The organism is Luteimonas sp. A482 (genome assembly GCF_054072655.1).
Map to the genome: position 1 here is coordinate 211,809 of NZ_JBSVRO010000004.1, position 22,287 is coordinate 234,095.

A 22,287-nucleotide genomic window follows, 5' to 3' on the forward strand; every position below is an offset into this window, starting at 1 on the left:
GTTAAAACTGAATGATGTGATGGCGATTCAACTCTGCAGTATTGTCCCCTAGATCATGCCTCGTTCCGTTCCGACAGGTCAGTCAGCCAGCCGGGCAGGTCCCGCGCGCGCCCCTGCTCGCGTTTTGGAGACGCTGAAGCACGACGCCATGACCGAACTGGGCGGGGTCCTGTCCGGGTTCTGGAGCTCGATCGAGGAGCAGGTGCGACTGGCCGCGCTGGCCGGGCACGACTACGTCGCCGCGCAGGAAGACCGGGTCTCGGTCATGGCGCTCAGCCATCGCGCGCTGGAACTCGCAACGCGGTTCCGCGAATCGATCGAAAAAGAGTTCGCGCGCTGGCAGGATCCGGACGACACGCCGCAGCGGGAGCGCTCGCTGACGCTGATGTCCGAGTCGGAGTTGGAGATCCACCTGGCCGGGCAACAGATCGCCGAACTGCTCGACCACCAGTTCCTGCACCCGCTGGCCCAGCTCGACGAACGCCTGGGCCAGCTGTCCGAGGCGCTGGGCGTTCGCCGCCGCCGCCCGAACCCGATGCGTCCGGAAGTGGCGGTGACTGCGTTCGTGGCGCTGTTCGAACCCGATGACCTCACCGCCGGGCTGCGCTCGATGGTGTTCCAGCAGTTCGACAAGCGCCTGCCCAAGGTGCTGGGCGAGCTGTACGACAAGGCCAACGCGGTCCTGGACGCCGCCGCATTCAGCGCCGGCGCGCCGGTCCGCCGGCAACGCGGTGCGCCCGCGTCGGCTACGTCGCAGGCTCCGGCCAGCACGGCCGGGTCCGGCGAATCCGGCGAATGGGTCCCGGACGGCGGGGTGGTGCCGCACGCCGGGGCAGCCTTCGCGTCCGGCGCGACCGCCGCGCAGGCGGCAGGCGACTTCCATGCCGATCATCCCGGCGCGGCGGCTTTCTCCGGCGCGTGGGCGGACTCCCCGGCTGCCGACCATGGTGGCGAGAGCGCGGCGACCAGCCGCGTGCGCGAGCAGGTTGTCGCCGAGGCGCTGGCCAGCGGCCGCCCCCTGCGCTACCGCGACCTGGTGCGCGACCAGTTGCGCGCCTGGCGTGCACGCGCGCCAGCGCCTGACGTCGGGCCGCGCATGCAGGGGCGTTCCGGACTGCCGGACGATCCAGTGGACACGTCCCGATCGGGCGGCCACGTACTGGACACCCATGAGCTGGTCAGCCTCGCCTCGCTGCTGCAGGGCGATGATCCGGCGCCGTTCGAGAAGGTCCTGGCCGGCGAGGACACACGGCGCCTGGCCGACGTGATCCGCCATTCGCTGCTCGACGGCGTGCGCCAGATCGGCTTCGATCCGGCCAATACGCATTTCAGCGGCGACGAGGAGGACGCGATCGACCTGATCGGGATCCTGTTCCAGTCGCTGTTCGACGCCAACGACCTGGTCGGCGACGCGCGCCAGCTCTACGGCAAGCTGGTGGTGCCGTATCTGAAGGTGGCGCTCACCGACGATTCGCTGTTCAACCGCCGCAGCCATCCCGCGCGGCGCCTGCTGGATGCGGTCACCGAGGCCTGCGACGGCAACGCCGGCAGGACCCCGCAGGACCAGGAGACGCTCAACCAGGCCGGGCACGCGGTCGACCGGGTGGTCGAGGAATACCAGGACGACCAGGCGATCTTCGAACTGGCTGCTGCCGAACTGCGCGACCACCTCGACCAGCAGCGGCGCCGCGCCGAACTGACCGAAAAGCGCGCCGCCGAGGCCATCCACGGCCGCGAGCGCCTGCAGCAGGCGCGGCGCAGTGCGGCCGATCTGGTCGCCTCGCGCCTGTCCGGTCGGCCGTTGACCGCGGCGGTCGCGCATTTCCTCGACCGCCACTGGCGCCACCACCTCACCCAGACCTGGCTGCGCGACGGCGCCGATTCCCAGCGCCACCTGGCCGCCGTCAACCTCGGCGACGCGATGGTGCAGGTGGACGCCGACGCGGCGGAAGTGCGCGGCGCGGTCGTCGCCCGGCAGTTGCTGGCGCTGCAGGTGCCGCTGGGCGAGTGCTACACCAGCTGCGGCATGGAGGCGGGCGCCGCCAGCGACGCGATGGCCCGCATCATCTCGGCGCTTGCGCTGCCCGACACGTCTCGCACCGTGCACCAGCCCCAGCTCGAGGACGTGGCGGGCGAGGCCGACGGCGTGCTGCGCGTGGCCGGCGGCAGCGCCCAGATCGAGTTCGACCCGGGCATCGCCACGCGCATGCGTCGCCTGCGCGTGGGCCAAGGCCTGCGCCTGGTCGACGAGGAAGGCCAGGACAGCGCCGGGCGCGTGGCCTGGATCAGCCCGCTGACCGGCCGCTTCCTGATCGTCAACCGCCGCGGCCTGCGCAAGACGGTGGTCTCGCCGGAGGAGCTCGCGGTGATGGTGGCCGAAGGCCGCGCCCAGGTCCGCTCGGTGGATTCTCCGTTCGACGAGGCGATGAAGCAGCTGTGGCAGCGGATCAACGTCGCCTCCGACGAGGTATCCGCCGTGAAGCAGGAACGCAGGCACGGCTGAGCAGCCGGGCGTCGCGCCTGGGCGAACTGTCCTCCCTGTCGCGCGCCAGGCGGCGCGCGCACATCGCGCCCGCGGTGTCGATTCGCTACGATGGCGCGACTTTCGCAGGGGATGGATGCATGGCGGTGATCATTGCGGTCGCGCGCGAAAGCGCGCCTGGCGAACGGCGTGTGGCGCTGACCCCCGAAACGACGAAGAAGCTGGTGGGCGCCGGTGCCACGGTGCGCGTGCAGCAGGGCCTGGGCGCGCTGGCGCACTTCCCCGACCAGGCCTATGCCGATGCAGGCGCGGCGCTCGTCGATGGCGACGGCTTCGAAGAGGCCGACATCGTGCTGTGCGTGCAGCCGCCGCCGCCCGCGGCGATCGCGCGGATGCAGCGCGGGGCGGTGCTGGTCGGCGCGCTGCAGCCGCAGGCCGACGAAGCGCGTGCCGAAGCCATCCGCACGGCCGGCGTGCTCGCCTTCCCGCTCGAGCGACTGCCGCGCACCACGCGCGCGCAAGCCATGGACATCCTCAGCTCCCAGGCCGGTATCGCCGGCTACAAGGCGGTGCTGATCGCGGCGCAGCTGGTGCCGCGCTACTTCCCGATGCTCACCACCGCGGCCGGGACCATCCGGCCCTCCAAGGTGCTCATCATCGGCGCCGGCGTCGCGGGCCTGCAGGCGGTGGCGACAGCGAAGCGGCTGGGCGCGCAGGTCGAGTGCTTCGACGTGCGTCCGGAGACGCGCGAGCAGATCGAATCGCTGGGCGGCAAGTTCCTCGATCTCGGCGTCAGCGCCGCAGGCGAGGGCGGCTACGCCCGCCAGCTCACCGAAGAGGAGCGCGCGCTGCAGCAGCAGCGGCTGGCCGAACACCTCAAGGGCATCGACGTGATCGTCTGCACCGCGGCCGTGCCGGGTCGCCCGGCGCCGAAGATCATCACCGCGGCGATGGTGGCCGGCATGAAGCCCGGCAGCGTGATCGTCGACCTCGCTGCCGAGACCGGCGGCAACTGCGAGCTGACCGTTCCTGGCAAGACGATCGAAAGCGGCGGCGTGACCATCGCCGGTCCGCTCGACCTCGCCAGCCAGGGTGCGCTGCACGCCAGCGAGATGTATGCGCGCAACCTCTACAACTTCGTGTCGCTGCTGCTCAAGGACGGCGCGGTCGCCTTCGACTGGGACGACGAACTGCTGGCCAGGACGGTGTGGCCGGAGCGGAGCGGGACGGACTGAGGCCGGCGTCTGGCGTTTCGAACGGAGCCAGTCATTTGACCGAAATCTGTCATTTCGACCGAAGGGAGAAATCTCTGGCCGACCCTGGCGACAACGCCGTCTGACTCGCGACACTGCGGCCGGCGCGCCGCACCATGATCGACGGGCCGAAGGACTGCGGCAGGACTACCTCGGGCGTTCCAGCGCCTGCGGCGGATGCGCGTCCACCCACTCCTTGCGCTGGTCTGGCGTCATCGCCTTCCAGCGCTGGATCATTGCCTTGCGTTCGGCTTCGGGCATCTCGCGGGTGTGTTCGAACAGGGCGCGAGCCTGCTCGCGCTTTTCCGGCGGAAGGTCGCGCCAGCGCTTCATGCCGTGCCGCGCGTGCTCGCGCTGTTCCGGAGTCATCGACTGCCAGCGGCGCGCGTGCTCGAGCATGTGCGTGCGCTTTCCGGGTTCGCTGCGGTTCCAGCGTTCGCGCACGGGCGCGAGCAGCAGTTCACGCTGTTCGCTGCTGAGCTGATCCCAGGCCGGCAGCGGTGCAGGGGCGGTGGACTGGGCCTGTGCAACGGCCGCAAAGAGGGCCAGGGCAAGGAGCAGGGCAAGCAGGCGGGTACGGGGCGACATTCGTCTTACTCCATCGCGATCAGGTCGGCATCGCCCGAGGCGAGCCAGACGTAGAAGTCGGGGTTCTGGGCAAGGTCGTCGAGCACGGCCTCGATGCCGGGCTCCGCGCCGGCCGCGGCGAGTGCCGGCGCGGCGGGGATCGGTGGTGCCTCGTCGGCCATGCGCAGGCCGAAGCCGAGTCCGACCGCGACCACCAGCAGCGAAGCGAACGCCGCCGCCGGCAGCGGCCAGCGCCATCCGCGCGCCGGCGTCGATGCCAGCGCGGCATGGCGACGGCGATGCAGCTGGGCCATGGTTGCGGCGGACACATGGGCCAGCGCATCGGCATGCGCGGCACGTGCGGCCTGGTCGAAACGGTCGTGGCCCGGGTCGGGGGTGTTCATCGGAAATCCTCCAGTTGTTTCTGCAGGGCCTCGCGGGCGCGGAACAGGTGGGTTTTCACCGATCCGGCGCTGCAGCCCATCACTTTTGCGGTCGCCTCGACGTCCAGCTCCTCCAGCACCCGCAGCGTGAACGCCTCGCGCTGGCGCGTCGGCAGGCCGCGCAGTGCGGACGACAGCTGGCCCCAGGCTTCGCGGCCGTCGTGGGCGCGGGACGGGTCGGGCGTTGATTCATCGGCCCAGTCGATCTCGCCGCCATCCGGGTCACGCGCATCGGTCAGCCATTTCAGCCGGAACGTGCGCCTGCGCTGCACGTCGATGATCCGGCTGCGCAGCACCGACCAGAACAGCGGTGTCCACTCCGCCGGGCTGCGGTCGCGATAGCCCAGCATCTTCGCCATCGCGTCCTGCACGGCATCCAGCGCATCCTCGCGGTGGCGCAGACCCAGCTCGGCGAAGCGGAAGGCACGGGTCGAAACGCCGGCAAGGAACGCCTCGAGCGTCATGGCGACCGCGGGCGGAGGTGCGGCGGCGGGTGCTGGGCTGTCCACGCCGTCCAGCCTAACCGCTGCCGCATCCGCGGGCGCGGCCTGCGCCGTCGCGTTCCGCCTCATGTCGTATCCGCCATCGCTCATCTGGTTGCAGCCGGAACTCCCGAAGGGTCGGGGATGACAACGCGCAAGGCGCGGTCCGGTTGACCGCCGCCCGCCGGGTTCAGCCGCGGTTATGATGCTGACCTCACGCAGCGGTTCCGGGGGACGGGATGATCGACGGGTTCGTGGCCTTGTACATCTTCATGCTGGCGGCGATCGCCGGCCACGTGATCATCTCGCGGGTGCCGGTGATCCTGCACACGCCGTTGATGTCGGGCAGCAACTTCATCCACGGCATCGTGCTGATCGGCGCGATGGTGGTGCTGGGCCACGCCGACACCACGCTGGAGAAGGCGATCGGCTTCATCGCCGTGCTGATGGGCGCGGGCAACGCGGCCGGCGGCTACGTGGTTACCGAGCGCATGCTGGACATGTTCAAGTCGTCCAGGAAGCCGGGGTCGAAGGCATGAGCGGCGCGGACATCCTCGACCTCGTGGTCAAGACCAGCTACCTGGTCGCGGCCACCCTGTTCCTGCTTGGCCTGCAGCGCATGGCTTCGCCGATGACCGCGCGCAGCGGCATCCGCTGGGCTGGCCTGGGCATGGTGATCGCCACCGTCGCCACCTTCTTCCTGCCCGACCTGCACAACATTCCGCTGATCCTCGCCGCGCTCGCGATCGGTACCACACTGGCCTGGGTGTCGGGCAAGCGGGTGGCGATCACCGACATGCCGCAGATGGTGGCGCTGTACAACGGCCTGGGCGGCGGCTCGGCCGCGGCCATCGGCGCGGTCGAGCTGTTGCGCTGGTCGGCGCTCGGCCAGGCCAGCGGGCCGGTGCCGCTGACGCTGGCGGTGCTCGGTGCGCTGATCGGCTCGGTGGCGCTGTCGGGTTCGATCATCGCCTGGGCCAAGCTCGACGGGCGCATGGACAAACGCTACTCCTTCCCCGGCATGCAGGCCTTCAACGCGCTGGTGGCGCTGGGCACGGTGGTGCTGGGCGGGCTGGTGATCTGGTCGCTGGGCGTGCCTTGGATCGTGGCGTTCTTCGTTGCGGCGCTCGCGCTGGGCGTGCTGATGACGCTGCCCATCGGTGGCGCCGACATGCCGGTCGTGATCTCGCTGTACAACGCGATGACCGGCCTGGCGGTGGCCTTCGAGGGCTATGTGCTCGGCAACGAGGCACTGATCATCGCCGGCATGATGGTCGGCGCGGCCGGCATCCTGCTGACGCGACTGATGGCCAAGGCGATGAACCGCTCGATCAAGAGCGTGCTGTTCTCCAACTTCGGCGGCGGCGGCGGCGAGGCGCAGGCGATCGAGGGCGCGCAGAAGCCGATCGAGGCCGGCGACGTCGCGGCGATGATGGCCTACGCCGAGCGCGTGGTGATCGTGCCCGGCTACGGCATGGCCGTGGCCCAGGCGCAGCACAAGATCTGGGAGCTGACCCAGCGGCTGACCGAGCGCGGGGTCAAGGTGAAATTCGCCATCCATCCGGTCGCCGGGCGCATGCCCGGGCACATGAACGTGCTGCTGGCCGAGGCCGGCGTGCCCTACGACCTGATCGCCGACATGGACGACATCAACCCCGAGTTCGCCAACACCGACGTTGCGCTGGTGATCGGCGCCAACGACGTGGTCAATCCGGTGGCCAAGACCGATCCGGCCAGTCCGATCTACGGCATGCCGATCCTGGACGTGGTGAACTCGAAGAACACCATCGTCATCAAGCGCGGCAAGGGCACGGGATTTGCCGGCATCGAGAACGCGCTGTTCTATGCCGACAACACGCGCATGCTCTACGGCGACGGCGCGGAGATGGCCAGCGCGCTGGTGAGCGAACTCAAGGCGCTCGACAGCGGGCACTGAGCCGCATCAGCGCGAGGCAACGGCGGCCACCACGAGGGCCGCCGCCATCCAGGCCAGGTCGGCGGGGCTGTTGGACAGGCGCACCAGCAGCGTGCCGAACCCCGGGCCCAGCTTGACCATCGATTCCCACGGCAGCAGGCCCATGTGCCGGCCCAGCCAGCTCGCCACGATCAGCCAGTTCGCCGCGAGGATCGCCACCAGCGTCGCCAGCACGCCCAGCAGCATGCGCAGTGTGCCCGGACGCATCCGCAGCAGTCGCACCACCAGGGCGGCGTCGGCCGCGGCGACCACCGCCATCCAGCTGCACTGGCTATCCAGGCGCATCGACAGCAGCACCCAGACCGCGGCCACGCCGAGGCTCGCCAGGGTCAACACTGCTGCGGCCAACACGGGGGAAACAGGACGGCGCGATGGCGGCATCGGGAGGCTGCGTTGCGGACGGTCGCACAGGATACCGGGCGCGCGGCGGTACAATGGCGCATTGCACTTCGGGCCGGCGGCCCCATCTTCCCAACATGTATTCCCGCAGCAGTGAACCCGTGCGCTTCGAGCGCGATTGCGATGCCGTCCTTGTCCCGCAGGGCGACGAGGTGACCCTGCCCGCGGGCAGCGTCGGCTACATCACCCAGGCGCTGGGCGGCAGCTGGACGGTATTCGTGGAGGGCAACCTGTTCCGGATCGCGGGCAGGGACGGCGACGCCATCGGCAAGGAGCCGCCCGAGCCACTGGCGCTGCCGGAGGGCGCCGACGATGCCGCGGTCGAGCAACTGGTGTGGAAGCAGCTGCGCACCTGCTTCGACCCGGAAATCCCGATCAACGTGGTCGACCTGGGCCTGGTGTACGAAGCCCAGGTGCGCCCGCTGGGAGACGAGCGGCGGGCCGTGGACGTACGCATGACCCTGACCGCACCCGGCTGCGGCATGGGCGACATCCTGGTCGAGGACGTGCGCAGCAAGCTCGAGCTGATCCCCACGGTCGAAGAGGCCGATGTCGAGCTGGTGTTCGATCCGCCGTGGAACCGTTCGATGATGTCGGAAGCCGCGCGCCTCGAAACCGGGATGCTGTAGGGCAGCAGACAGCGCACGACATTTTGGATTCGTGACGGTAGTCTCGATTTCACATGCAACTGATTCTCGTCATCCCGTTGCGGCACGGTTCAGCTGTCGTGTAGCGTCAGTTTGCGGACGATTTTGTCAGTCCGCACACGTCCGACTGACGCGAGAGACACAGGGATGTTCCACGCATCGTCCATCTATCTGGTCCCGTGCCCGCCGGCATTTCGCCGCACAGGCGGCTTGCTCCGTTTCCGGGGGTCATCCAGATGAATCACTCTTCCAGGCGGCAGATCCGCCTGCATGCGCTCGCGGCCGCGACCGCCGTCGCCCTGTCCGCCCTCGCGATGGCACCGGCGTCCGCCGGCCAGGCCAATCTCGAGGGCCTGCAGTCGGACGTCGCGTTCGACCAGTTCATCGTCAAGTACCGCGCCGGGGCGCCCGAACACGCCGATGCGGCGCTGCGCAGCCGTGGCCTCGACAACGCCGCCGCTTCGCTGGTCGGCATCTCGTCCAGCCTGCAGCGGCAGGGCGTGCGCGCCGGCGCGCTGCGCGTGGCGCATGAGCGGCGGCTGGCGGTCGGCGCCGACGTGGTCCGCGTCAACCGCAAGCTCGACCGGGCCGACGCCGAGATCCTGATGCGGCAGCTCGCGGCCGACCCGAACGTCGAGTACGTCGAGGTCGACCAGCTCATGCGTGCGCTGATGACGCCCAACGATCCGCGCTACGCCGAGCAGTGGGGCTTCCACAGCAGCGCCGGCGGCATCCGTGGGCCGGCTGCGTGGGACAAGTCCACCGGCGCCGGCGTGGTGGTGGCGATCGTCGACAGCGGCATCATCGCCCACCCCGACCTGGACGCGAACTCGGTCGGCGGCTATGACTTCGTCAGCTCGACCAGCTCCGGCAATGCAGGCTCGGGTGACGGCAATGGCCGCGACCCGGACCCGACCGACGCGTCCGGCGTGCTGCACGGCACGCACGTGGCCGGCACGGTGGCGGCGGTGACCAACAACAGCACCGGCGTGGCCGGCACCGCGCCCAACGCGAAGCTGCTGCACCTGCGCGTGCTTGGCAACAGCGGCTACGGCAATACTTCGGACATCGTGGATGCGCTGGTCTGGGCCTCGGGCGGCAGCGTGTCCGGCGTGCCGGCCAATGCCAATCCCGCCGAGGTGATCAACCTCAGCCTGGGCGGCAGCGGCTCGTGCAGCGCCACCTACCAGAACGCGATCAACAGCGCGGTCTCGCGCGGCAGCACGGTGGTCATCGCCGCAGGCAACAGCAACGTCAACGTCTCCGGCGCGTCTCCGGCCAATTGCAACAGCATCCTCTCGGTGGCGGCCAACGACCAGAACGGCGCGCGCTCGATCTGGACCAGTGGACAGGCGTCCAACTACGGCGCGCTGATCGACATCGCCGCGCCCGGCACCAGCATCCTGTCGACCTACCGTTCCGGCTCCACGCCTTCGTATGCCAACAACAGCGGCACATCGATGGCGACGCCGCACGTGGCTGGCGTGGTGGCGCTGATGCAGGCCGCAGCGCCCTCGCCGAAGACGCCGGCGGAGATCGAAACAATCATCAAGCAGACCGCGCGTGCGTTCCCGTCGACGCCGAGCCAGCCAATCGGCGCGGGCATCATCGACGCGAACGCGGCAGTGACGGCGGTGATGGGCGGTACGCCCGGCAACACGCCGCCGACTGCGGGCTTCACCTCGACGGTCAACGGCCTCAGCGTCCAGTTCACCGACACCTCCACCGACAGCGACGGTTCGATCGCCTCGCGCAGCTGGAACTTCGGCGATGGCACCAGCTCGACCGCCACCAACCCAGGCAAGACCTACGCGGCGGCCGGCACCTACAGCGTGTCGCTGACCGTGACCGACGACGACGCGGCGAGCAATACCCGCACCCAGTCGGTGACGGTGAGCAGCGGCGGGGGCGGCGGCAGCGTGCTGCAGAACGGCGTACCCGTGACCGGACTGTCGGCCAGCAGCGGCAACTGGCTGCACTACACGATCAACGTCCCGGCCGGTGCGTCGAACCTCACCGTCGCCGCCTCGGGTGGCAGCGGCGATGCCGACCTGTACGTGCGCTCCGGCAGCCAGCCCACGACCAGCGCCTACAACTGCCGCCCGTACCAGTCGGGCAATGCCGAAACCTGCAGCTTCGCCACGCCGCAGGCCGGGACGTACCATGTCTCGCTGCGCGCCTACAGCACGTTCTCCGGCGTGAGCCTGGTGGCCAGCTACGGCAGCGGCGGCGGTGGCGGCAGCCAGACCTACAGCAACGGCACCGACTACGCCATCCCCGACAACAACGCCACCGGCATCCGCAGCCCGATCACCGTGTCCGGACGCAGCGGCAACGCCGGCAGCAGCGTGCCCGCGGCGGTGAACATCGTGCACACCTACCGCGGCGACCTGGTCGTCGACCTGGTGGCGCCGGACGGGTCGGTCTACAACCTCAGCAACCGCAGCGGCGGCAGCGCCGACAACATCAACTCGACGTACACGCTGAACCTGTCGAGCGAACCCTTGAACGGCACCTGGAACCTGCGCGCCAGCGACCGCGCCGGCGCCGACACCGGCTACATCAACAGCTGGAGCATCACATTTTGATGCGCGCGCGCAGGCACTACCGAAAGGCGAAGTGACAGGGCGGCACGCCGGGCAACCGGCGTGCCGTCTTTCTTATCCGGGGCGAAGCCCTCCGCAAGAGGAGTCGATGGAATGAAACGGTTCACCGGTTGGATCATCGCGAGCTTGCTCGCAGCGGGAGCGGCGCAGGCCGCGACCGGGGATGCACGGCCCGCAGCGTTCAGTCACAGGCTGCCGGCAGAGCACACCGTGGACATGCGGAGCATGCCCGGCGTGGATGTGGCACGGCTCAGGGCGGAGGATGCGAGGCGCTCGGCCAAGCTCGCCGAGGCCCCGGTGCGGTTCGCCGCGCCGCTGGCAGTCGACATCACACCGGCCACCGACGGCGACTGGGACGAGGCCGGCGAGATGCTGGTCTGGCGCCTGCGCGTGCAGTCGAAGGGCGCGCTGACCCTCAACTTCGGCTTCAGCCAGTACCACATGCCCGAGGGCGGGCACATGCTGGTCTATCCGGCCGGCCTGCGCAGCAACGCCAGCCCGGAGCTGATCCGCAGTTTCACCAGCGCCGACAACAAGGCCCATGGCCGGCTGTGGACGCCGGTGGTGCCGGGCGACCATGCGGTGATCGAGGTGGCCGTGCCCAAGGCGCGCGCGGGCGAACTCAAGCTGCGCCTGACCAGCGTCAACCATGACTACGTCGGCTTCGACCGGCTGGCTCGGACCGGGCTGGTGCAGCCGCAGGGCGTGTCCGGCAGCTGCAACATCGACGTGGCGTGCCCGGCCGGCGACGGCTGGCGCGAGCAGATCCGCTCGGCCGGCGCGTATTCGCGCTTCGGCACGTTCTACTGCTCCGGCTCGCTGGTCAACAACACCGCCAACGACCAGAGCATGTACTTCCTGACCGCGAACCACTGCAGCATGGGAACGGCCGACGCGGCCGCGAGCATCGTGGTGTACTGGAACTACCAGAACTCCTACTGCCGCACCCCGGGCAGCGCGGAAAGCGGCCAGAACGGCGATGGCAGCCTGGCGCAAAACCAGACCGGCGCGACGCCGCTGGCGAGCTTCTCCGGCTCCGACTTCACCCTGCTCGAACTGGACGACCCGGCCAACGAGGAGTTCAACCTGTACTGGTCGGGCTGGGACCGCCGCGACATCGCCTTCGCCGGCGCGACCGGCATCCACCATCCGCGCGTGGCCGAGAAGCGCATCACCCATTCGAGCAATCCGCTGCGCATCGAGGGCTACCTCGGCGCCGCCGGCAGCAACCACCTGTACGTGTACTGGAACCAGCCGGGCACGACCGAAGGCGGTTCGTCCGGCTCGCCGCTGTACAGCCCCGACGGCCGCGTGATCGGCCAGCTGCACGGCGGCTACGCCTCGTGCTCGACCTCCGGCCCGACCGACCACGCCGACTGGTACGGCCGCGTGTTCACCTCGTGGACCGGCGGCGGCAGCGACAGCACCCGCCTGAGCAACTGGCTGGATCCGGCCACCACCGGCGCGGAGTTCATCGACGGCCTGGATTCGACCCCGACCGACCCGACCCTGCCGGTCGCCGGCTTCACGTGGACGGCCGAGGAGCTGATGGTCAGCTTCAGCAACACCTCGGCCGACGATGGCGCAACGCTGACCTACGCGTGGGACTTCGGCGACGGCAACAGCTCGACAGACGAGAACCCGGTCCACACCTATGCCGCCGACGGCAGCTACACGGTGACCCTGACGGTGACCGATGGCGACGCCAATACCGATACGCACACCGCGACGGTGGACGTGGAGGCCACGCCCGACGCGACCGACCTGGTCAATGGCGTGGTGAGCATCGTCTCGGGCGCAGCCGGCAGCGACACGCTGTATCGGCTGGAAGTGCCGGAGAACGGCACCGGCCCGCTCAGCTTCCGCAGCTACACCGGCAGCGGCAATGTCTCGCTGTACGTGAGCCACGGGGAAGTGCCGACCACCACCGACTACGACTGGCGCTCGACCCGTCCCGGCAACAACGAGACGATCGTCATCGTCGACCCGGAGCCGGGCATCTACTACGTGCTGGTGCGCGGTGAGACGGCGTACTCGGGCGTGCGCCTGGTCGCGTCGCACGGGCTGAGCGAGACCTACAGCAACAACACCGCGTTCCCGATCCCGGACAACAGCAGCGCGGGCGTGGAGAGCCCGATCACGGTGTCGGGCGCCAACGGCAACGCATCGACGCAGACCCAGGTGCATGTCAACATCACCCACACCTGGATCGGTGATCTCATCGTCACCCTGCGTGCGCCGGACGGCTCGGCCTACGTGCTACACAACCGCACCGGCGGCAGCACCGACAACATCAACGCGACCTACACGGTCGACCTGTCGAGCGAGCCGAAGAACGGCAGCTGGCGCCTGCACGTGTCCGACAACGCCGGCGCCGACACCGGCACGCTGAACCAGTGGAGCATCACCTTCTGATCGATGCGTGCCACCCAACGGCAACAGTTGCCCCGGACCCCGGCTTTTGCCGGGGTCTTTTTTGGTTCTTCTCTCAGCTGAGGCGAGGTTGGGCGTAGTTGAAGAAGGCCAGGCTTCGAATGGACGCCACGCCCTGTCGGCCGGGGATCGCTTTTCGCTCGGTCAGGGCATCCTGCCCTGACTCGCGCGCAAAACATCCATGTTTTGCTTTCCGCGATCCCCGACCGCCAGGACGTGGCTCCTCGCTGCTTTGGCTGTGATGCTTCGATGGTCAGTTCTTCGAAGCGACGTCGGTGACTGGGCATGGTCGTTCCGGGCCGGGGGTTGCGGAAAGCAGCGCATGGATGCGCTGCGGCGGCGAGTCAGCCATGGATGGCTGACCGAGCCGAAGAGCAACCCCCGGCCCGGGACGACCCCCCCGCCGTAAGGACTGAATCCGACCCATTCCACCTTGTCCAGACTCTCCCCTCGAACCAGAGAACAGCCTTTTCGCCGAAGGCAGGGAGCGACCGGGAGCGATGCATCATTCACCCTCCGCAAACCCGGCACCGCCCAGGATCGCGAGATGTCCACGAGCGGAACCAGGCGATGACGAGCACGCTGCAATACCGGCTGGCCGTGCTGCTTTTGCTGCCCTGGTTGCTCGTGGGAGCATGTGCGACGGCGACCGGGGAGGACGCGATGGCACCCTTTGAACTGCAGGGCGATGGCCCGTTCCAGCGCTTCATCGTCCGCTATCGCGACGATAGCGCGCCGGCCCGTGACAAGGCCGAGGTGCCGGACCGCCTCGCGCGCACGGCCGCGGAGGCGAAGCTGTCGCCCACGCCCGTACTGCGCTGGCAAAGACGCCTGGCGGTGGAGGCCGACGTGTTTGCCGCGGACCGGCCGCTCGATCGCGAGGCCGCCTCGGCGCTGATGCAAGCGTTCCGCCGCGACCCCGACGTCGAGTACATCGAGGTCGACCGGATGATGGGAATCGGGCCGATGCCGCAGGCGCGCATGCGCGACGGCGACTGAAGCTTCGCGTCGCTGTCAGTCGGCCGCTTCGAAGCGGTTGGCGTCCACGTTCTTGCGCACCTTGGTCGGGTTCCAGATGCGGCCGTTCATCGCGATGTAGACGCCCGCGGGCAGCGACTGCACCGCGCCGACGGCAGTGCCGACGTTGAACTCGGCGTCCGATCCGCGGAAGCGGGCAGGATTGAGTGCACCGGTGAGTACGATGGTCTTGTCGGCGATCGAGGCCAGCACGCGCGCGGTCTCGACCATCGAGTCGGTGCCGTGGGTGAGCAGCACGTGGCGCGCCGGCTGCGCTGCAATCGTGTCGCGCACGAGTTCGCGATCGGCCTCGGTGATGTGCAGCGAATCCTTGCGCAGGATCGGGATCACCCGGAAGCGGAACGCCACGCCCAGCTCTTCCAGGATGCGCGCGATCTGCGGGTCTCCGACCTGATAGTCCGACTTGTCGTCGAAGTAGATCTTGTCGATCGTGCCACCGGTGGTGACGATCAGAAGTTCTTCCATTTTCGTACTCCTGCCCGCGCGTCGACGCGTGGGCTCAAATGCAGTCAGCGCGGATGCCGCGACGCCATGTCGGCGCGGCTCATCCCCGTCCGCCAAAGCGTGCGCGCAGCCCGTCCCAGCTCGATGCGAACACCGCCAGTACCGACAGTACGATGCCGCCGACGGCGAACCAGCGCTGCGCCGGATCGGCCCAGGCCGTCATCACCCCGTGGCAGAACAGCAGCAGGCCCAGAACGCCGGCCCAGAATGCGGCCCGGGCGCTGCCCGCCAGCGCACCGGCGAGCAGCAGCAGCACCGGCAGCACGAACACAAGCATCGCGGCGAGCGCATTGCGGTCGTCATGGAACCACGCCACGTACAGCGCGGCCTGCGCGAGGAGGACCGCGGACAGCATGCGCCGCGGCGTGCGCGTGGATCTGGCCATCAGGCCAGCCTCGCCGCCAGCATCGCCACGCGCCGGCCCAGCGCACGCGCCAGCGTTGCTTCCTCGTCGGTCAGCGTCGGGTCGTCCGATTGGCCCGCCACGTGGCTGGCACCATAGGGCGTCCCGCCGCTGCGGGTACTCGAGAGCGCGTGTTCGGTGAAGGGAATCCCCGCGATCACACAGCCGTGGTGCAGCAACGGCACCAGCATGGTCAGCAGGGTGGATTCCTGCCCGCCGTGCATCGACGCGGTCGAGGTGAACACCCCCGCGGGCTTGCCGACCAGGGTGCCGCTGGCCCACTGCGCGCCCAGCCCGTCGAGGAAATGCTTGAGCGGCGCGGCCATGTTGCCGAAGCGGGTGGGGCTGCCGAGCAGCAGGCCGGCGCACTCGTCCAGGTCGGCTGCTTCGACGTAGGGCGCGCCACTTTCCGGCACCGGCGGCTCGGCGGTCCGGGTCACGGCGGCGACCGGGGGGACGGTGCGCAGGCGTGCATTCATGCCCGGCACTTCGCCGACCCCGCGCGCGACCTGCCGCGCCAGCTGCGCGACCGAGCCGTTGCGGCTGTAGTAGAGCACCAGGATGTCGGGCATGTGCAGCTCCGCGGGACAGGCCGGCAATTCTGACAGGCTTTGCCGCATGGCTCACCGGCGGGCGCGGCTTTGCTACGCTGCGTCGATGCAATCGCTGGCAACGCTCGAACACTGGATCCACCGCGTGCGCGACCGTGAGCGCGTGGGCACGTTCGCGCGTTTCCTGGCGCGGCGCTTCCTCGACGACCGACTGTTCCAGGCCGCGGCCGCGCTGGCCTACACCACGATCTTCGCGCTGGTGCCGTTGGCGATCGTGGTGCTGGGCGTGCTCTCGGCCTTCCCGATGTTCGGCGAATGGCGCGACCAGCTCACCGAGTACATTTTCTCCAACTTCGTGCCCAGCGCGGCCAGCACCGTCAAGGAAACCCTGCTGCGCCTGGTAAGCGACGCCACCACGCTCACCGTGGCCGGTGCGATCGGCCTGATCGCCTCGCTGCTGATCACGCTCAACAGCGTCGAGGCGACCTTCAACCAGATCTGGCGCGTGCCTTCGTCGCGGCCGCAGCTGGGCCGCTTCCTCGTGTACTGGACGGTGCTCACGCTCGGCGCGCTGCTGGCCGCGGCCTCGCTGGCGATGTCGGCCTGGGTGTTCGCGCTGCCCGTGTTCAGCACCAGCGAGGGGCAGGTGCTTTCGGGCTTCGCGCTGCGGCTGGCGCCGTTCACGATCGAACTGCTGCTGGTCACCGCGCTCTACCGCGTGGTGCCGCACCGCTCGGTGGCGCTGCGCCACGCCTTCGCGGGCGCGTTGCTGGCGACTTTCCTGCTGGAGCTGGTGAAGTGGGGCCTGGGCGTGTACCTCGGCATGTTCACCACCTACCAGCGCCTGTACGGCGCGCTGGCGGCGCTGCCGATCCTGATGATCTGGATCTACCTGGGCTGGGTGGCGGTGCTGCTGGGTGCCTCGTTCGCCTCGGCGGTCTCTGCCTTCCGCTACCAGCCGGCCGCGATGCGCCTGCCGGAAGGCTACGAGGTGTACGGGCTGTTGCGCCTGCTCGGCCGCTTCACCCAAGCGCGCAGCGAGGGCCGCGGGCTGCATACCGAACAGATGCTCGACCTCGAGCCGATGCTGACCGACAGCCAGCTGCAGCAGTTCCTGTGTCAACTGACCGAGATCCAGCTGCTGCAGCGCGCCGAAACCGGCGAATGGCTGCTGGCGCGCGACCTCGACACGCTGACCATGGCCGACCTCTACGAGGCCTGTCAGCTGCGTGTACCGGTCTCCGAAGCCTGGCTGCCGTGCCGCGACGATGCGCTTGGCACCGCTGCGATCGCGGCGCTCGACGAGCTCCGCCTGCCGATGCGCAACCTCCTCAAGCGCAACGTCGCCCACGTCTACCCATCTGCCGGGAATTCCGCATGAATCGCGTCGCCTTTGCCGCCATCCTCCTAGCACTGCTGCTGACCGCCTGCCGGCCGGCATCCGACGCGCCGACCGATGCCGCATCGGAACCTGCGGACGGCACTCCTGCGCTGACCGCACCCGACGTGGCGCAGCCCGATCCCGCCGCCGGCGACAGCACCGAACCCGAGCGCCCGGACCAGCCGGGTCTCAACGTCACCACCATCGACGGCAGCCAGTACGACCTGGCCGAGCTCCGCGGCCAGTGGGTGGTGGTCAACTTCTGGGCGACCTGGTGCTCGCCCTGCCTGAAGGAAATGCCGGAGCTCTCCGCGTTGCACACCATGCGCGAACACATCAGCGTGGTCGGTCTGGCCTACGAGGAGATCGACGTGCCGGCCATGCAGTCGTTCCTGACCGAGCACCCGGTGGCGTACCCGATCGCGATCATCGACGTGTACGAGCCGCCGGCCGACTTCGAAACCCCGCGCGGCCTGCCAATGACCTACCTGATCGCGCCCGACGGCAAGGTCGCGCGCCAGTTCCTGGGCCCGGTCACGGCGAAGGAGATCGAGACCGCGATCGAGGTCAGCGGCGGGCCCAAGCTCGACACGCTGTCGGCCGCGGAGCCGGATCCGGCCTGATGGCGGCGGCACGCTTCCTGGTCAGCGGGCGCGTGCAGGGGGTGTATTTTCGCGCCTCGACGCGCGAGCAGGCGCTGCGCCTGCAGTTGGCTGGGCATGCGCGCAACCTCGATGACGGCCGCGTCGAAGTACTCGCCGTCGGCGAAGCGCAGGCGATCGAGGCACTGGCGCGATGGCTGGAGGACGGGCCGCCAGCGGCCCGGGTGTCGGCGGTGGGGCGTTTCACGCATGCCGGACAGTGCCCGGACGGCTTCGCCGTTCTCTGATCACGCGGCCTCCGGGGCAAGGTGGCGATTGTCACTCGACCGCAGGGAGAAGTGCTTTACAACGGCGAAGCCGGTAAATCTGCGTCCCCCGCGGCCGGACGGGATTTCTCCCTGCGGTCGAAATGACAGCGTTCTCCGGTCGAAATGAAAGCGATGGGCGCTCCCGTCGCTTCCGCGCGCCCACCCGGCCGCCGGGGCGGTCTGGGCGACGGTCATGAGTCCGACGGCGCCTACCGGGGAGGCTCCTGGCCGGTGCGCGGCGGTGCGCGCTCTTCGTGCAGCCGGATCGCGCGCTCGAGCTGCGCCTGGTCCAGCGGTGGCGGCCGCGCTTCCGCGTCGACGATCTGGTTCTGCCAGCCGGGCAGCTTGCGGATGCCTTTTGCGGTCAGCTCCAGGCCCTTGTTGATGCCGATCTGCACGATGCCGCCGCGCATCCCGATTTCCTCCATGCTCGGCGGCTCGTCCCAGCTGCGGCTGAACACCGTGGCTTCGGCCTCGACCGGGTTGCGGAACGCGAATGGATCGACGGGCTGGCGCCTTCCCACCACGCGCACCGGTGCCAGGTCGGTGGCCTGGCTCTTGCCGATACCACCGGCTGCGTCGCCCTGGTCCGCGCCCTGCGCACGGGCAGCAGGGGCAAGCACGCAGAACGCGGCCAGGAGCATCGCGCGCATCGTTCAGGCCTCGAACGGCGCCAGTGGGGCGAGCACGCCGTAGCGTTCCTGCAGTGGCTGGCCCGGCAGCGCTGGCAGTTCAATTGCGGACGGCGGCACGCAGCTCTCGGGCAGCCGGTCGAGCAGGTCGCGGATCAGCGTCAGCCGCCCGCGCCGCTGGTCGTTGAAGTCGACCAGGGTCCACGGCGCATGCGCGGTATGCGTGACCGCCAGCATCTCCTCGCGCGCCCGGGTGTAGTCGGCGTAGCGCGTGCGCGCGGCCAGGTCGACCGGCGACAGCTTCCAGCGCTTGAGCGGATCGTCCAGCCGCTCCTGGAAACGCTCTTCCTGCCGCGCCTGGTCGCAGCACAGCCAGTACTTGAACAGCAGGATGCCATCGTCGACCAACTGCTTTTCGAACACCGGCGCCTGCGCGAGGAACGCCTGCACCTGCGCCTCGCTCGCGTAGCCCATCACCTTCTCCACGCCGGCGCGGTTGTACCAGCTGCGGTCGAACAGCACGATCTCGCCGGCCGCCGGCAGGTGCGGCACGTAGCGCTGGAAATACCACTGCGCGGATTCGCGCTCGGTGGGCTTGGGCAACGCGGCGATCCGGCACTGGCGCGGGTTCAGGCGCTCGGCGATGGCGCCGATCGTGCCGCCCTTGCCCGCGGTGTCGCGGCCCTCAAGCACCACCACCAGCCGCTGCCCGCTGTACTGCACCCATCGCGCCATCGCCACCAGCACGTGCTGCATCGGTTCGAGCGCGGCCTCGTAGGGTTTGCGTTTGAGCGGTTCGGGGCCGGCGTCCGGCCCGCTCACGTGGTCTCCGCCAGCCGCGGCCTCAGCGTGGCCAGGTTGCAGGGCCGGGTGCGCGCATCGAGCTGGCTGCGGATGATCTTTCCCCAGGCCGTGCGGCAGGCCGAGGTCGAGCCGGGCAGGGCGAACAGGAAGGTCGAGTTGGCCAGGCCAGCGAACGCGCGTGACTGCAGCGAGGAGGTGCCGATCTCCTCGAACGAGATCGCGCGGAACAGCTCGCCGAATCCGGGCATTTGCTTGTCCAGCAGCGGCAGCAGCGCCTCGGGCGTGGAATCACGGCCGGTGAAGCCGGTGCCGCCGGTGACCAGGATGCCGTCCACGGCCGGGTCGGCGATCCACTTCGACACCAGCGCACGCATCGCGTAGCGATCGTCCGGCAGCAGCGCGCGCTCGTGCAGTCGGTGGCCCTCGGCCTGCAGCGAGGCGGCCAGGTATTCGCCCGACCCGTCCTCGGCCAGCGTGCGTGAATCGGACACCGTCAGCACGCACAGCGCGAGCGGGATCCTGTCGTTGATGGCGGTCATGGCGAAAGCCTACCGCAAGCGCGGGCGTGCCGGATCACGCGGCCGGCGCGCCATCGGCCAGGCGTAGCGCCAGTGCCGCGAAGTCGCGCGCGAATCCAGCCATGTCGAACACACCCGACACCCGGCGGGCGCGGGCCAGCCGCTCGCGCAGCGCGGCGCGTTCGTCGGCGTTGTGCGCCAGGCGCACGGCAGTTGCGATGAAGGCCTCGTTGCTGGCGACGTTCATCGCGTCGAGGCCGAGGTGGTGGTTGAGGCTGCCGGCCACGCGCGAGGCAAAGGTCGCGCCGGGCCGCGTCAGCACCGGGCACCCGGCCCACAGTGCGTCGGAGGCCGTGGTGTGCGCGTTGTAGGGATTGGTGTCGAGGAACAGGTCGGCCAGCTGCAGCCGCGCCAGGTAGGCCTCGTGCGGTTGCTTGGCCATGAACACCAGGCGCGCCGGATCCAGCCCCTGTGCCATCGCCGCTTCGCGCAGGCGTTGATCGGCGCGGCCCGGGCCCGACAGCAGCCACAGCACGCTGTCCGGCGCTCCCCGCAAAACCGAGAGTAGCCGCGCGAAGCTGGCGGGATTGAGCTTGTAGCTGTTGTTGAAGCAGCACAGCACGGTTGTCCCATCCGGCAACCCGCACTGGCTGCGCGCCGGCGGCGCCGGCAGCGCACGGGTCGTGTCGGAAGGCTGGAAGCAGCGCGGCAGCCAGGCCACGCGCTCGGAGAAGTGCGGCACCAGCGCTTCGGGCAGCACGAAGCGGTCGGCGATGACATGGTCGAGCCAGGGCGCGCCGCTGGTGCCGGGGTAGGCAAGCCAGCCGACCTGCACCTTGGCCGGCCGCAGTGCCAGCACCTCGGGGCGGCCGCCGCCGCCCCAGCCGCGCAGGTCGAACAGCACGTCGATGCCGGCCGCCCGGATACGCGCCGCCGCTTCCACGTGGCGCAGGTTTGCCACGTCGTGCCAGTGCGCCGACGCGCGCAATCGCTTTGCAATCGGGCTGCCGTCGTCGCGCGCCAACGCGAACAGGTGCGTCTCGATACCGGGTTGGGTGCGCAGGGCCTCGAGGAAGGCGACCGTCAGCAGGCCCGTGGGATGCGCGCCGAAGCCGTTGGACATGAAGCCCAGTCGTAGCGGTCCGGCCGCGCGTGGCGGCGGTGGTGGCAACGGCCGGACCGCTGCGGCGATCGCACTGGCGCGCAGGCGCGCGCATTGCAGCTGTTCGGCGGCACTGGTGTCCTCGCTCAGGAAGGCGAAAGGCTCGACCGCCGCGCGTCCGGCGGCGACGGCGGCGCGCACCTGCGCCGACAGCGCATCGAGTCCGCGCCAGTCGCACAGCCGGCGTCGCCAGGCCAGCAGATAGGCGGCGATCTCCGGCGATGCGGGGGCCAGCGCATGGGCGTGGGCATAGGTGTCGTTGGCGCCTTCCGCGTCGCCCGCGTCCTCGAGTATGTGCGCCAGCCACACTGCGATGCCCGGATGCGCGGGCGCATTGCGCGCGGCCGCGCGCAGGCTGGCTACGGCGTCCTGGATGCGGCCGAGCATCCACTGTGCACGCCCCAGTCGCGCCAGCGCCTCAGGGTGACCGGGGGCCAGCTGCAGCGCGCGCTGTGCGGCATCGATGCAGGCCTGCGCTGCGCCGGCCTCGATCTCGGCATCGGCAAGCAGGATCCAGGCGAAGGCGTTGCGCGGGTCGCGCTGCACCGCCTCGCGGGCCTGGGCGCGCGGGTCGCGCCCGCCGGGAAAGGACCCGACGCCGCCCTGGTCGTTCATCGACCGGCGATCCCGGTGTCGCCGGCCGGAGAGGTCAGGTGAACGACAGCGAATACCACTGCGTCGCATCCTCCTGCCAGCCGGCGGCGCGGTAGGTGGCACGTGCGGCGGCGTTGTCTTGCGTGGTTTCCAGCTGGATCCCCGCGGCGCCGTCCTCGCGCGCGAACGCGGCCGCGGCATCCAGCAGGCTGCGTGCGACGCCCTGCCGCCGCGTGGCCGCCAGCACGAACAGGTCGTTGAGGATCCAGATGCGCGCCATCCGCAGCGACGAGAACATCGGATAGAGCTGGGCGAAGCCGGCGGGCACGCCGTCGCGGTGCGCCAGCAGCACCCTGGATTCGCCGAAGCGCAGGCGGTTGCGCAGCCAGTCACGCGCGGCGGCGACATCGGGTGGCTGGCCGTAGAACTGGCGGTAGGCGTCGAACAGGGTCGCGAGCGCGTCGAGGTCGGCAGGCTGCGCGTGGGTGACGGTATTGCTCATC

Annotated in this window: 23 protein-coding genes; 11 read left to right on the forward strand and 12 right to left on the reverse strand. The window is 69.7% G+C overall.

Annotated features, from left to right (window positions below):
- Nucleotides 1-55 precede the first annotated feature (55 nt).
- On the forward strand, nt 56-2,503 hold the full coding sequence (locus ACW5DW_RS13435; RefSeq protein WP_457019524.1) for a DUF1631 family protein: 2,448 nt from the start codon (nt 56-58) through the stop codon (nt 2,501-2,503).
- 119 nt (nt 2,504-2,622) lie between these two features.
- Nucleotides 2,623-3,717, forward strand: coding sequence for an NAD(P) transhydrogenase subunit alpha (locus ACW5DW_RS13440; RefSeq protein WP_457019526.1), 1,095 nt, complete (start codon nt 2,623-2,625; stop codon nt 3,715-3,717).
- A 165-nt stretch (nt 3,718-3,882) separates the two neighbouring features.
- Here ACW5DW_RS13440 and ACW5DW_RS13445 read toward each other — a convergent pair whose 3' ends face one another.
- From ACW5DW_RS13445 to ACW5DW_RS13455, 3 genes are read right to left on the reverse strand one after another with little or no spacing between them, the layout of a single operon-like run.
- On the reverse strand, nt 3,883-4,323 hold the full coding sequence (locus ACW5DW_RS13445; protein WP_457019528.1) for a DUF3106 domain-containing protein: 441 nt from the start codon (nt 4,321-4,323) through the stop codon (nt 3,883-3,885).
- Between the two features lie 5 nt (nt 4,324-4,328).
- Entirely contained in the window at nt 4,329-4,706 is a 378-nt protein-coding gene (locus ACW5DW_RS13450; RefSeq protein ID WP_457019529.1) for a hypothetical protein, read from the reverse strand.
- The gene (locus tag ACW5DW_RS13455; protein WP_457019590.1) at nt 4,703-5,209 is read right to left on the reverse strand and encodes an RNA polymerase sigma factor; all 507 of its coding nucleotides are present in this window, start codon (nt 5,207-5,209) and stop codon (nt 4,703-4,705) included. Before ACW5DW_RS13455 ends, ACW5DW_RS13450 begins: the two co-directional genes overlap by 4 nt.
- Nucleotides 5,210-5,466: 257 nt before the next feature.
- On the opposite strand from ACW5DW_RS13455, the gene ACW5DW_RS13460 reads away from it, so the two are divergent.
- Together ACW5DW_RS13460 and ACW5DW_RS13465 are read left to right on the forward strand one after the other, a co-directional pair.
- Nucleotides 5,467-5,766 (forward strand): NAD(P) transhydrogenase subunit alpha, encoded by a 300-nt coding sequence (locus tag ACW5DW_RS13460; RefSeq protein ID WP_457019531.1) that lies wholly within the window; start codon nt 5,467-5,469, stop codon nt 5,764-5,766.
- The gene (locus ACW5DW_RS13465; RefSeq protein WP_457019533.1) at nt 5,763-7,163 is read left to right on the forward strand and encodes an NAD(P)(+) transhydrogenase (Re/Si-specific) subunit beta; all 1,401 of its coding nucleotides are present in this window, start codon (nt 5,763-5,765) and stop codon (nt 7,161-7,163) included. Before ACW5DW_RS13460 ends, ACW5DW_RS13465 begins: the two co-directional genes overlap by 4 nt.
- 6 nt (nt 7,164-7,169) lie before the next feature.
- On the opposite strand, the gene ACW5DW_RS13470 is transcribed toward ACW5DW_RS13465, so the two are convergent.
- Nucleotides 7,170-7,553 (reverse strand): hypothetical protein, encoded by a 384-nt coding sequence (locus tag ACW5DW_RS13470; RefSeq protein ID WP_457019535.1) that lies wholly within the window; start codon nt 7,551-7,553, stop codon nt 7,170-7,172.
- Nucleotides 7,554-7,678: 125 nt separating this feature from the next.
- On the opposite strand from ACW5DW_RS13470, the gene sufT reads away from it, so the two are divergent.
- From sufT to ACW5DW_RS13490, 4 genes are all read left to right on the forward strand, one after another.
- A complete protein-coding gene (sufT, locus tag ACW5DW_RS13475) occupies nt 7,679-8,230 on the forward strand; it encodes a putative Fe-S cluster assembly protein SufT (protein ID WP_457019537.1) in 552 nt (183 codons plus the stop codon).
- 254 nt (nt 8,231-8,484) lie between these two features.
- The gene (locus ACW5DW_RS13480; protein WP_457019538.1) at nt 8,485-10,836 is read left to right on the forward strand and encodes a S8 family serine peptidase; all 2,352 of its coding nucleotides are present in this window, start codon (nt 8,485-8,487) and stop codon (nt 10,834-10,836) included.
- A 234-nt stretch (nt 10,837-11,070) separates the two neighbouring features.
- Nucleotides 11,071-13,269 (forward strand): proprotein convertase P-domain-containing protein, encoded by a 2,199-nt coding sequence (locus ACW5DW_RS13485; RefSeq protein WP_457019540.1) that lies wholly within the window; start codon nt 11,071-11,073, stop codon nt 13,267-13,269.
- A gap of 588 nt (nt 13,270-13,857) precedes the next feature.
- Nucleotides 13,858-14,286: a hypothetical protein gene (locus ACW5DW_RS13490; protein ID WP_457019542.1), complete on the forward strand. Its 429-nt coding sequence runs from the start codon at nt 13,858-13,860 to the stop codon at nt 14,284-14,286.
- 15 nt (nt 14,287-14,301) lie between these two features.
- On the opposite strand, the gene ACW5DW_RS13495 is transcribed toward ACW5DW_RS13490, so the two are convergent.
- From ACW5DW_RS13495 to wrbA, 3 genes are all read right to left on the reverse strand, one after another.
- Nucleotides 14,302-14,790, reverse strand: a complete 489-nt coding sequence (locus ACW5DW_RS13495; protein ID WP_457019544.1) for an asparaginase domain-containing protein — start codon at nt 14,788-14,790, stop codon at nt 14,302-14,304.
- A 79-nt stretch (nt 14,791-14,869) separates the two neighbouring features.
- Nucleotides 14,870-15,214, reverse strand: coding sequence for a DUF2069 domain-containing protein (locus ACW5DW_RS13500; protein WP_457019545.1), 345 nt, complete (start codon nt 15,212-15,214; stop codon nt 14,870-14,872).
- Entirely contained in the window at nt 15,214-15,804 is a 591-nt protein-coding gene (wrbA, locus tag ACW5DW_RS13505) for an NAD(P)H:quinone oxidoreductase (RefSeq protein ID WP_457019547.1), read from the reverse strand. Before wrbA ends, ACW5DW_RS13500 begins: the two co-directional genes overlap by 1 nt.
- 85 nt (nt 15,805-15,889) lie before the next feature.
- Here wrbA and ACW5DW_RS13510 point away from each other — a divergent pair, with 85 nt between their 5' ends.
- The 3 genes from ACW5DW_RS13510 to ACW5DW_RS13520 are packed head-to-tail and all read left to right on the forward strand — an operon-like array spanning nt 15,890 to nt 18,053.
- Nucleotides 15,890-17,164, forward strand: a complete 1,275-nt coding sequence (locus ACW5DW_RS13510) for a YihY family inner membrane protein (protein WP_457019548.1) — start codon at nt 15,890-15,892, stop codon at nt 17,162-17,164.
- Complete coding sequence (locus ACW5DW_RS13515) at nt 17,161-17,787, forward strand: TlpA family protein disulfide reductase (protein ID WP_457019550.1); 627 nt, start codon at nt 17,161-17,163, stop codon at nt 17,785-17,787. Before ACW5DW_RS13510 ends, ACW5DW_RS13515 begins: the two co-directional genes overlap by 4 nt.
- Nucleotides 17,787-18,053, forward strand: coding sequence for an acylphosphatase (locus ACW5DW_RS13520; protein WP_457019551.1), 267 nt, complete (start codon nt 17,787-17,789; stop codon nt 18,051-18,053). Before ACW5DW_RS13515 ends, ACW5DW_RS13520 begins: the two co-directional genes overlap by 1 nt.
- A gap of 230 nt (nt 18,054-18,283) precedes the next feature.
- Here ACW5DW_RS13520 and ACW5DW_RS13525 read toward each other — a convergent pair whose 3' ends face one another.
- Genes ACW5DW_RS13525 through ACW5DW_RS13545 form a run of 5 tightly spaced genes read right to left on the reverse strand, consistent with a single transcriptional unit; the run spans nt 18,284 to nt 22,286 of the window.
- Nucleotides 18,284-18,727 (reverse strand): hypothetical protein, encoded by a 444-nt coding sequence (locus ACW5DW_RS13525; RefSeq protein WP_457019552.1) that lies wholly within the window; start codon nt 18,725-18,727, stop codon nt 18,284-18,286.
- Nucleotides 18,728-18,730: 3 nt separating this feature from the next.
- Nucleotides 18,731-19,528 carry a polyphosphate kinase 2 gene (ppk2, locus tag ACW5DW_RS13530; protein ID WP_457019554.1) on the reverse strand — a complete coding sequence of 266 codons (798 nt, stop codon included), beginning with the start codon at nt 19,526-19,528 and terminating at the stop codon, nt 18,731-18,733.
- Nucleotides 19,525-20,049 carry a molybdenum cofactor biosynthesis protein B gene (moaB, locus tag ACW5DW_RS13535; RefSeq protein ID WP_457019556.1) on the reverse strand — a complete coding sequence of 175 codons (525 nt, stop codon included), beginning with the start codon at nt 20,047-20,049 and terminating at the stop codon, nt 19,525-19,527. The genes ppk2 and moaB overlap by 4 nt, the downstream gene beginning before the upstream one ends.
- Nucleotides 20,050-20,083: 34 nt before the next feature.
- The gene (locus tag ACW5DW_RS13540) at nt 20,084-21,805 is read right to left on the reverse strand and encodes an O-linked N-acetylglucosamine transferase, SPINDLY family protein (RefSeq protein WP_457019557.1); all 1,722 of its coding nucleotides are present in this window, start codon (nt 21,803-21,805) and stop codon (nt 20,084-20,086) included.
- A gap of 34 nt (nt 21,806-21,839) precedes the next feature.
- On the reverse strand, nt 21,840-22,286 hold the full coding sequence (locus tag ACW5DW_RS13545) for an N-acetyltransferase family protein (RefSeq protein WP_457019558.1): 447 nt from the start codon (nt 22,284-22,286) through the stop codon (nt 21,840-21,842).
- Nucleotide 22,287: the final 1 nt, after the last annotated feature.

Coding starts and splice junctions, on each gene's coding strand:
- ACW5DW_RS13435 (WP_457019524.1), top strand. CDS start 56: ATGCCTCGTTCCGTTCCGACAGGTCAGTCAGCCAGCCGGGCAGGTCCC.
- ACW5DW_RS13440 (WP_457019526.1), top strand. CDS start 2,623: ATGGCGGTGATCATTGCGGTCGCGCGCGAAAGCGCGCCTGGCGAACGG.
- ACW5DW_RS13445 (WP_457019528.1), bottom strand. CDS start 4,323: ATGTCGCCCCGTACCCGCCTGCTTGCCCTGCTCCTTGCCCTGGCCCTC.
- ACW5DW_RS13450 (WP_457019529.1), bottom strand. CDS start 4,706: ATGAACACCCCCGACCCGGGCCACGACCGTTTCGACCAGGCCGCACGT.
- ACW5DW_RS13455 (WP_457019590.1), bottom strand. CDS start 5,209: ATGACGCTCGAGGCGTTCCTTGCCGGCGTTTCGACCCGTGCCTTCCGC.
- ACW5DW_RS13460 (WP_457019531.1), top strand. CDS start 5,467: ATGATCGACGGGTTCGTGGCCTTGTACATCTTCATGCTGGCGGCGATC.
- ACW5DW_RS13465 (WP_457019533.1), top strand. CDS start 5,763: ATGAGCGGCGCGGACATCCTCGACCTCGTGGTCAAGACCAGCTACCTG.
- sufT (WP_457019537.1), top strand. CDS start 7,679: ATGTATTCCCGCAGCAGTGAACCCGTGCGCTTCGAGCGCGATTGCGAT.
- ACW5DW_RS13480 (WP_457019538.1), top strand. CDS start 8,485: ATGAATCACTCTTCCAGGCGGCAGATCCGCCTGCATGCGCTCGCGGCC.
- ACW5DW_RS13485 (WP_457019540.1), top strand. CDS start 11,071: ATGCGGAGCATGCCCGGCGTGGATGTGGCACGGCTCAGGGCGGAGGAT.
- ACW5DW_RS13490 (WP_457019542.1), top strand. CDS start 13,858: ATGACGAGCACGCTGCAATACCGGCTGGCCGTGCTGCTTTTGCTGCCC.
- ACW5DW_RS13495 (WP_457019544.1), bottom strand. CDS start 14,790: ATGGAAGAACTTCTGATCGTCACCACCGGTGGCACGATCGACAAGATC.
- ACW5DW_RS13500 (WP_457019545.1), bottom strand. CDS start 15,214: ATGGCCAGATCCACGCGCACGCCGCGGCGCATGCTGTCCGCGGTCCTC.
- wrbA (WP_457019547.1), bottom strand. CDS start 15,804: ATGCCCGACATCCTGGTGCTCTACTACAGCCGCAACGGCTCGGTCGCG.
- ACW5DW_RS13510 (WP_457019548.1), top strand. CDS start 15,890: ATGCAATCGCTGGCAACGCTCGAACACTGGATCCACCGCGTGCGCGAC.
- ACW5DW_RS13515 (WP_457019550.1), top strand. CDS start 17,161: ATGAATCGCGTCGCCTTTGCCGCCATCCTCCTAGCACTGCTGCTGACC.
- ACW5DW_RS13520 (WP_457019551.1), top strand. CDS start 17,787: ATGGCGGCGGCACGCTTCCTGGTCAGCGGGCGCGTGCAGGGGGTGTAT.
- ACW5DW_RS13525 (WP_457019552.1), bottom strand. CDS start 18,727: ATGCGCGCGATGCTCCTGGCCGCGTTCTGCGTGCTTGCCCCTGCTGCC.
- moaB (WP_457019556.1), bottom strand. CDS start 20,049: ATGACCGCCATCAACGACAGGATCCCGCTCGCGCTGTGCGTGCTGACG.
- ACW5DW_RS13540 (WP_457019557.1), bottom strand. CDS start 21,805: ATGAACGACCAGGGCGGCGTCGGGTCCTTTCCCGGCGGGCGCGACCCG.
- ACW5DW_RS13545 (WP_457019558.1), bottom strand. CDS start 22,286: ATGAGCAATACCGTCACCCACGCGCAGCCTGCCGACCTCGACGCGCTC.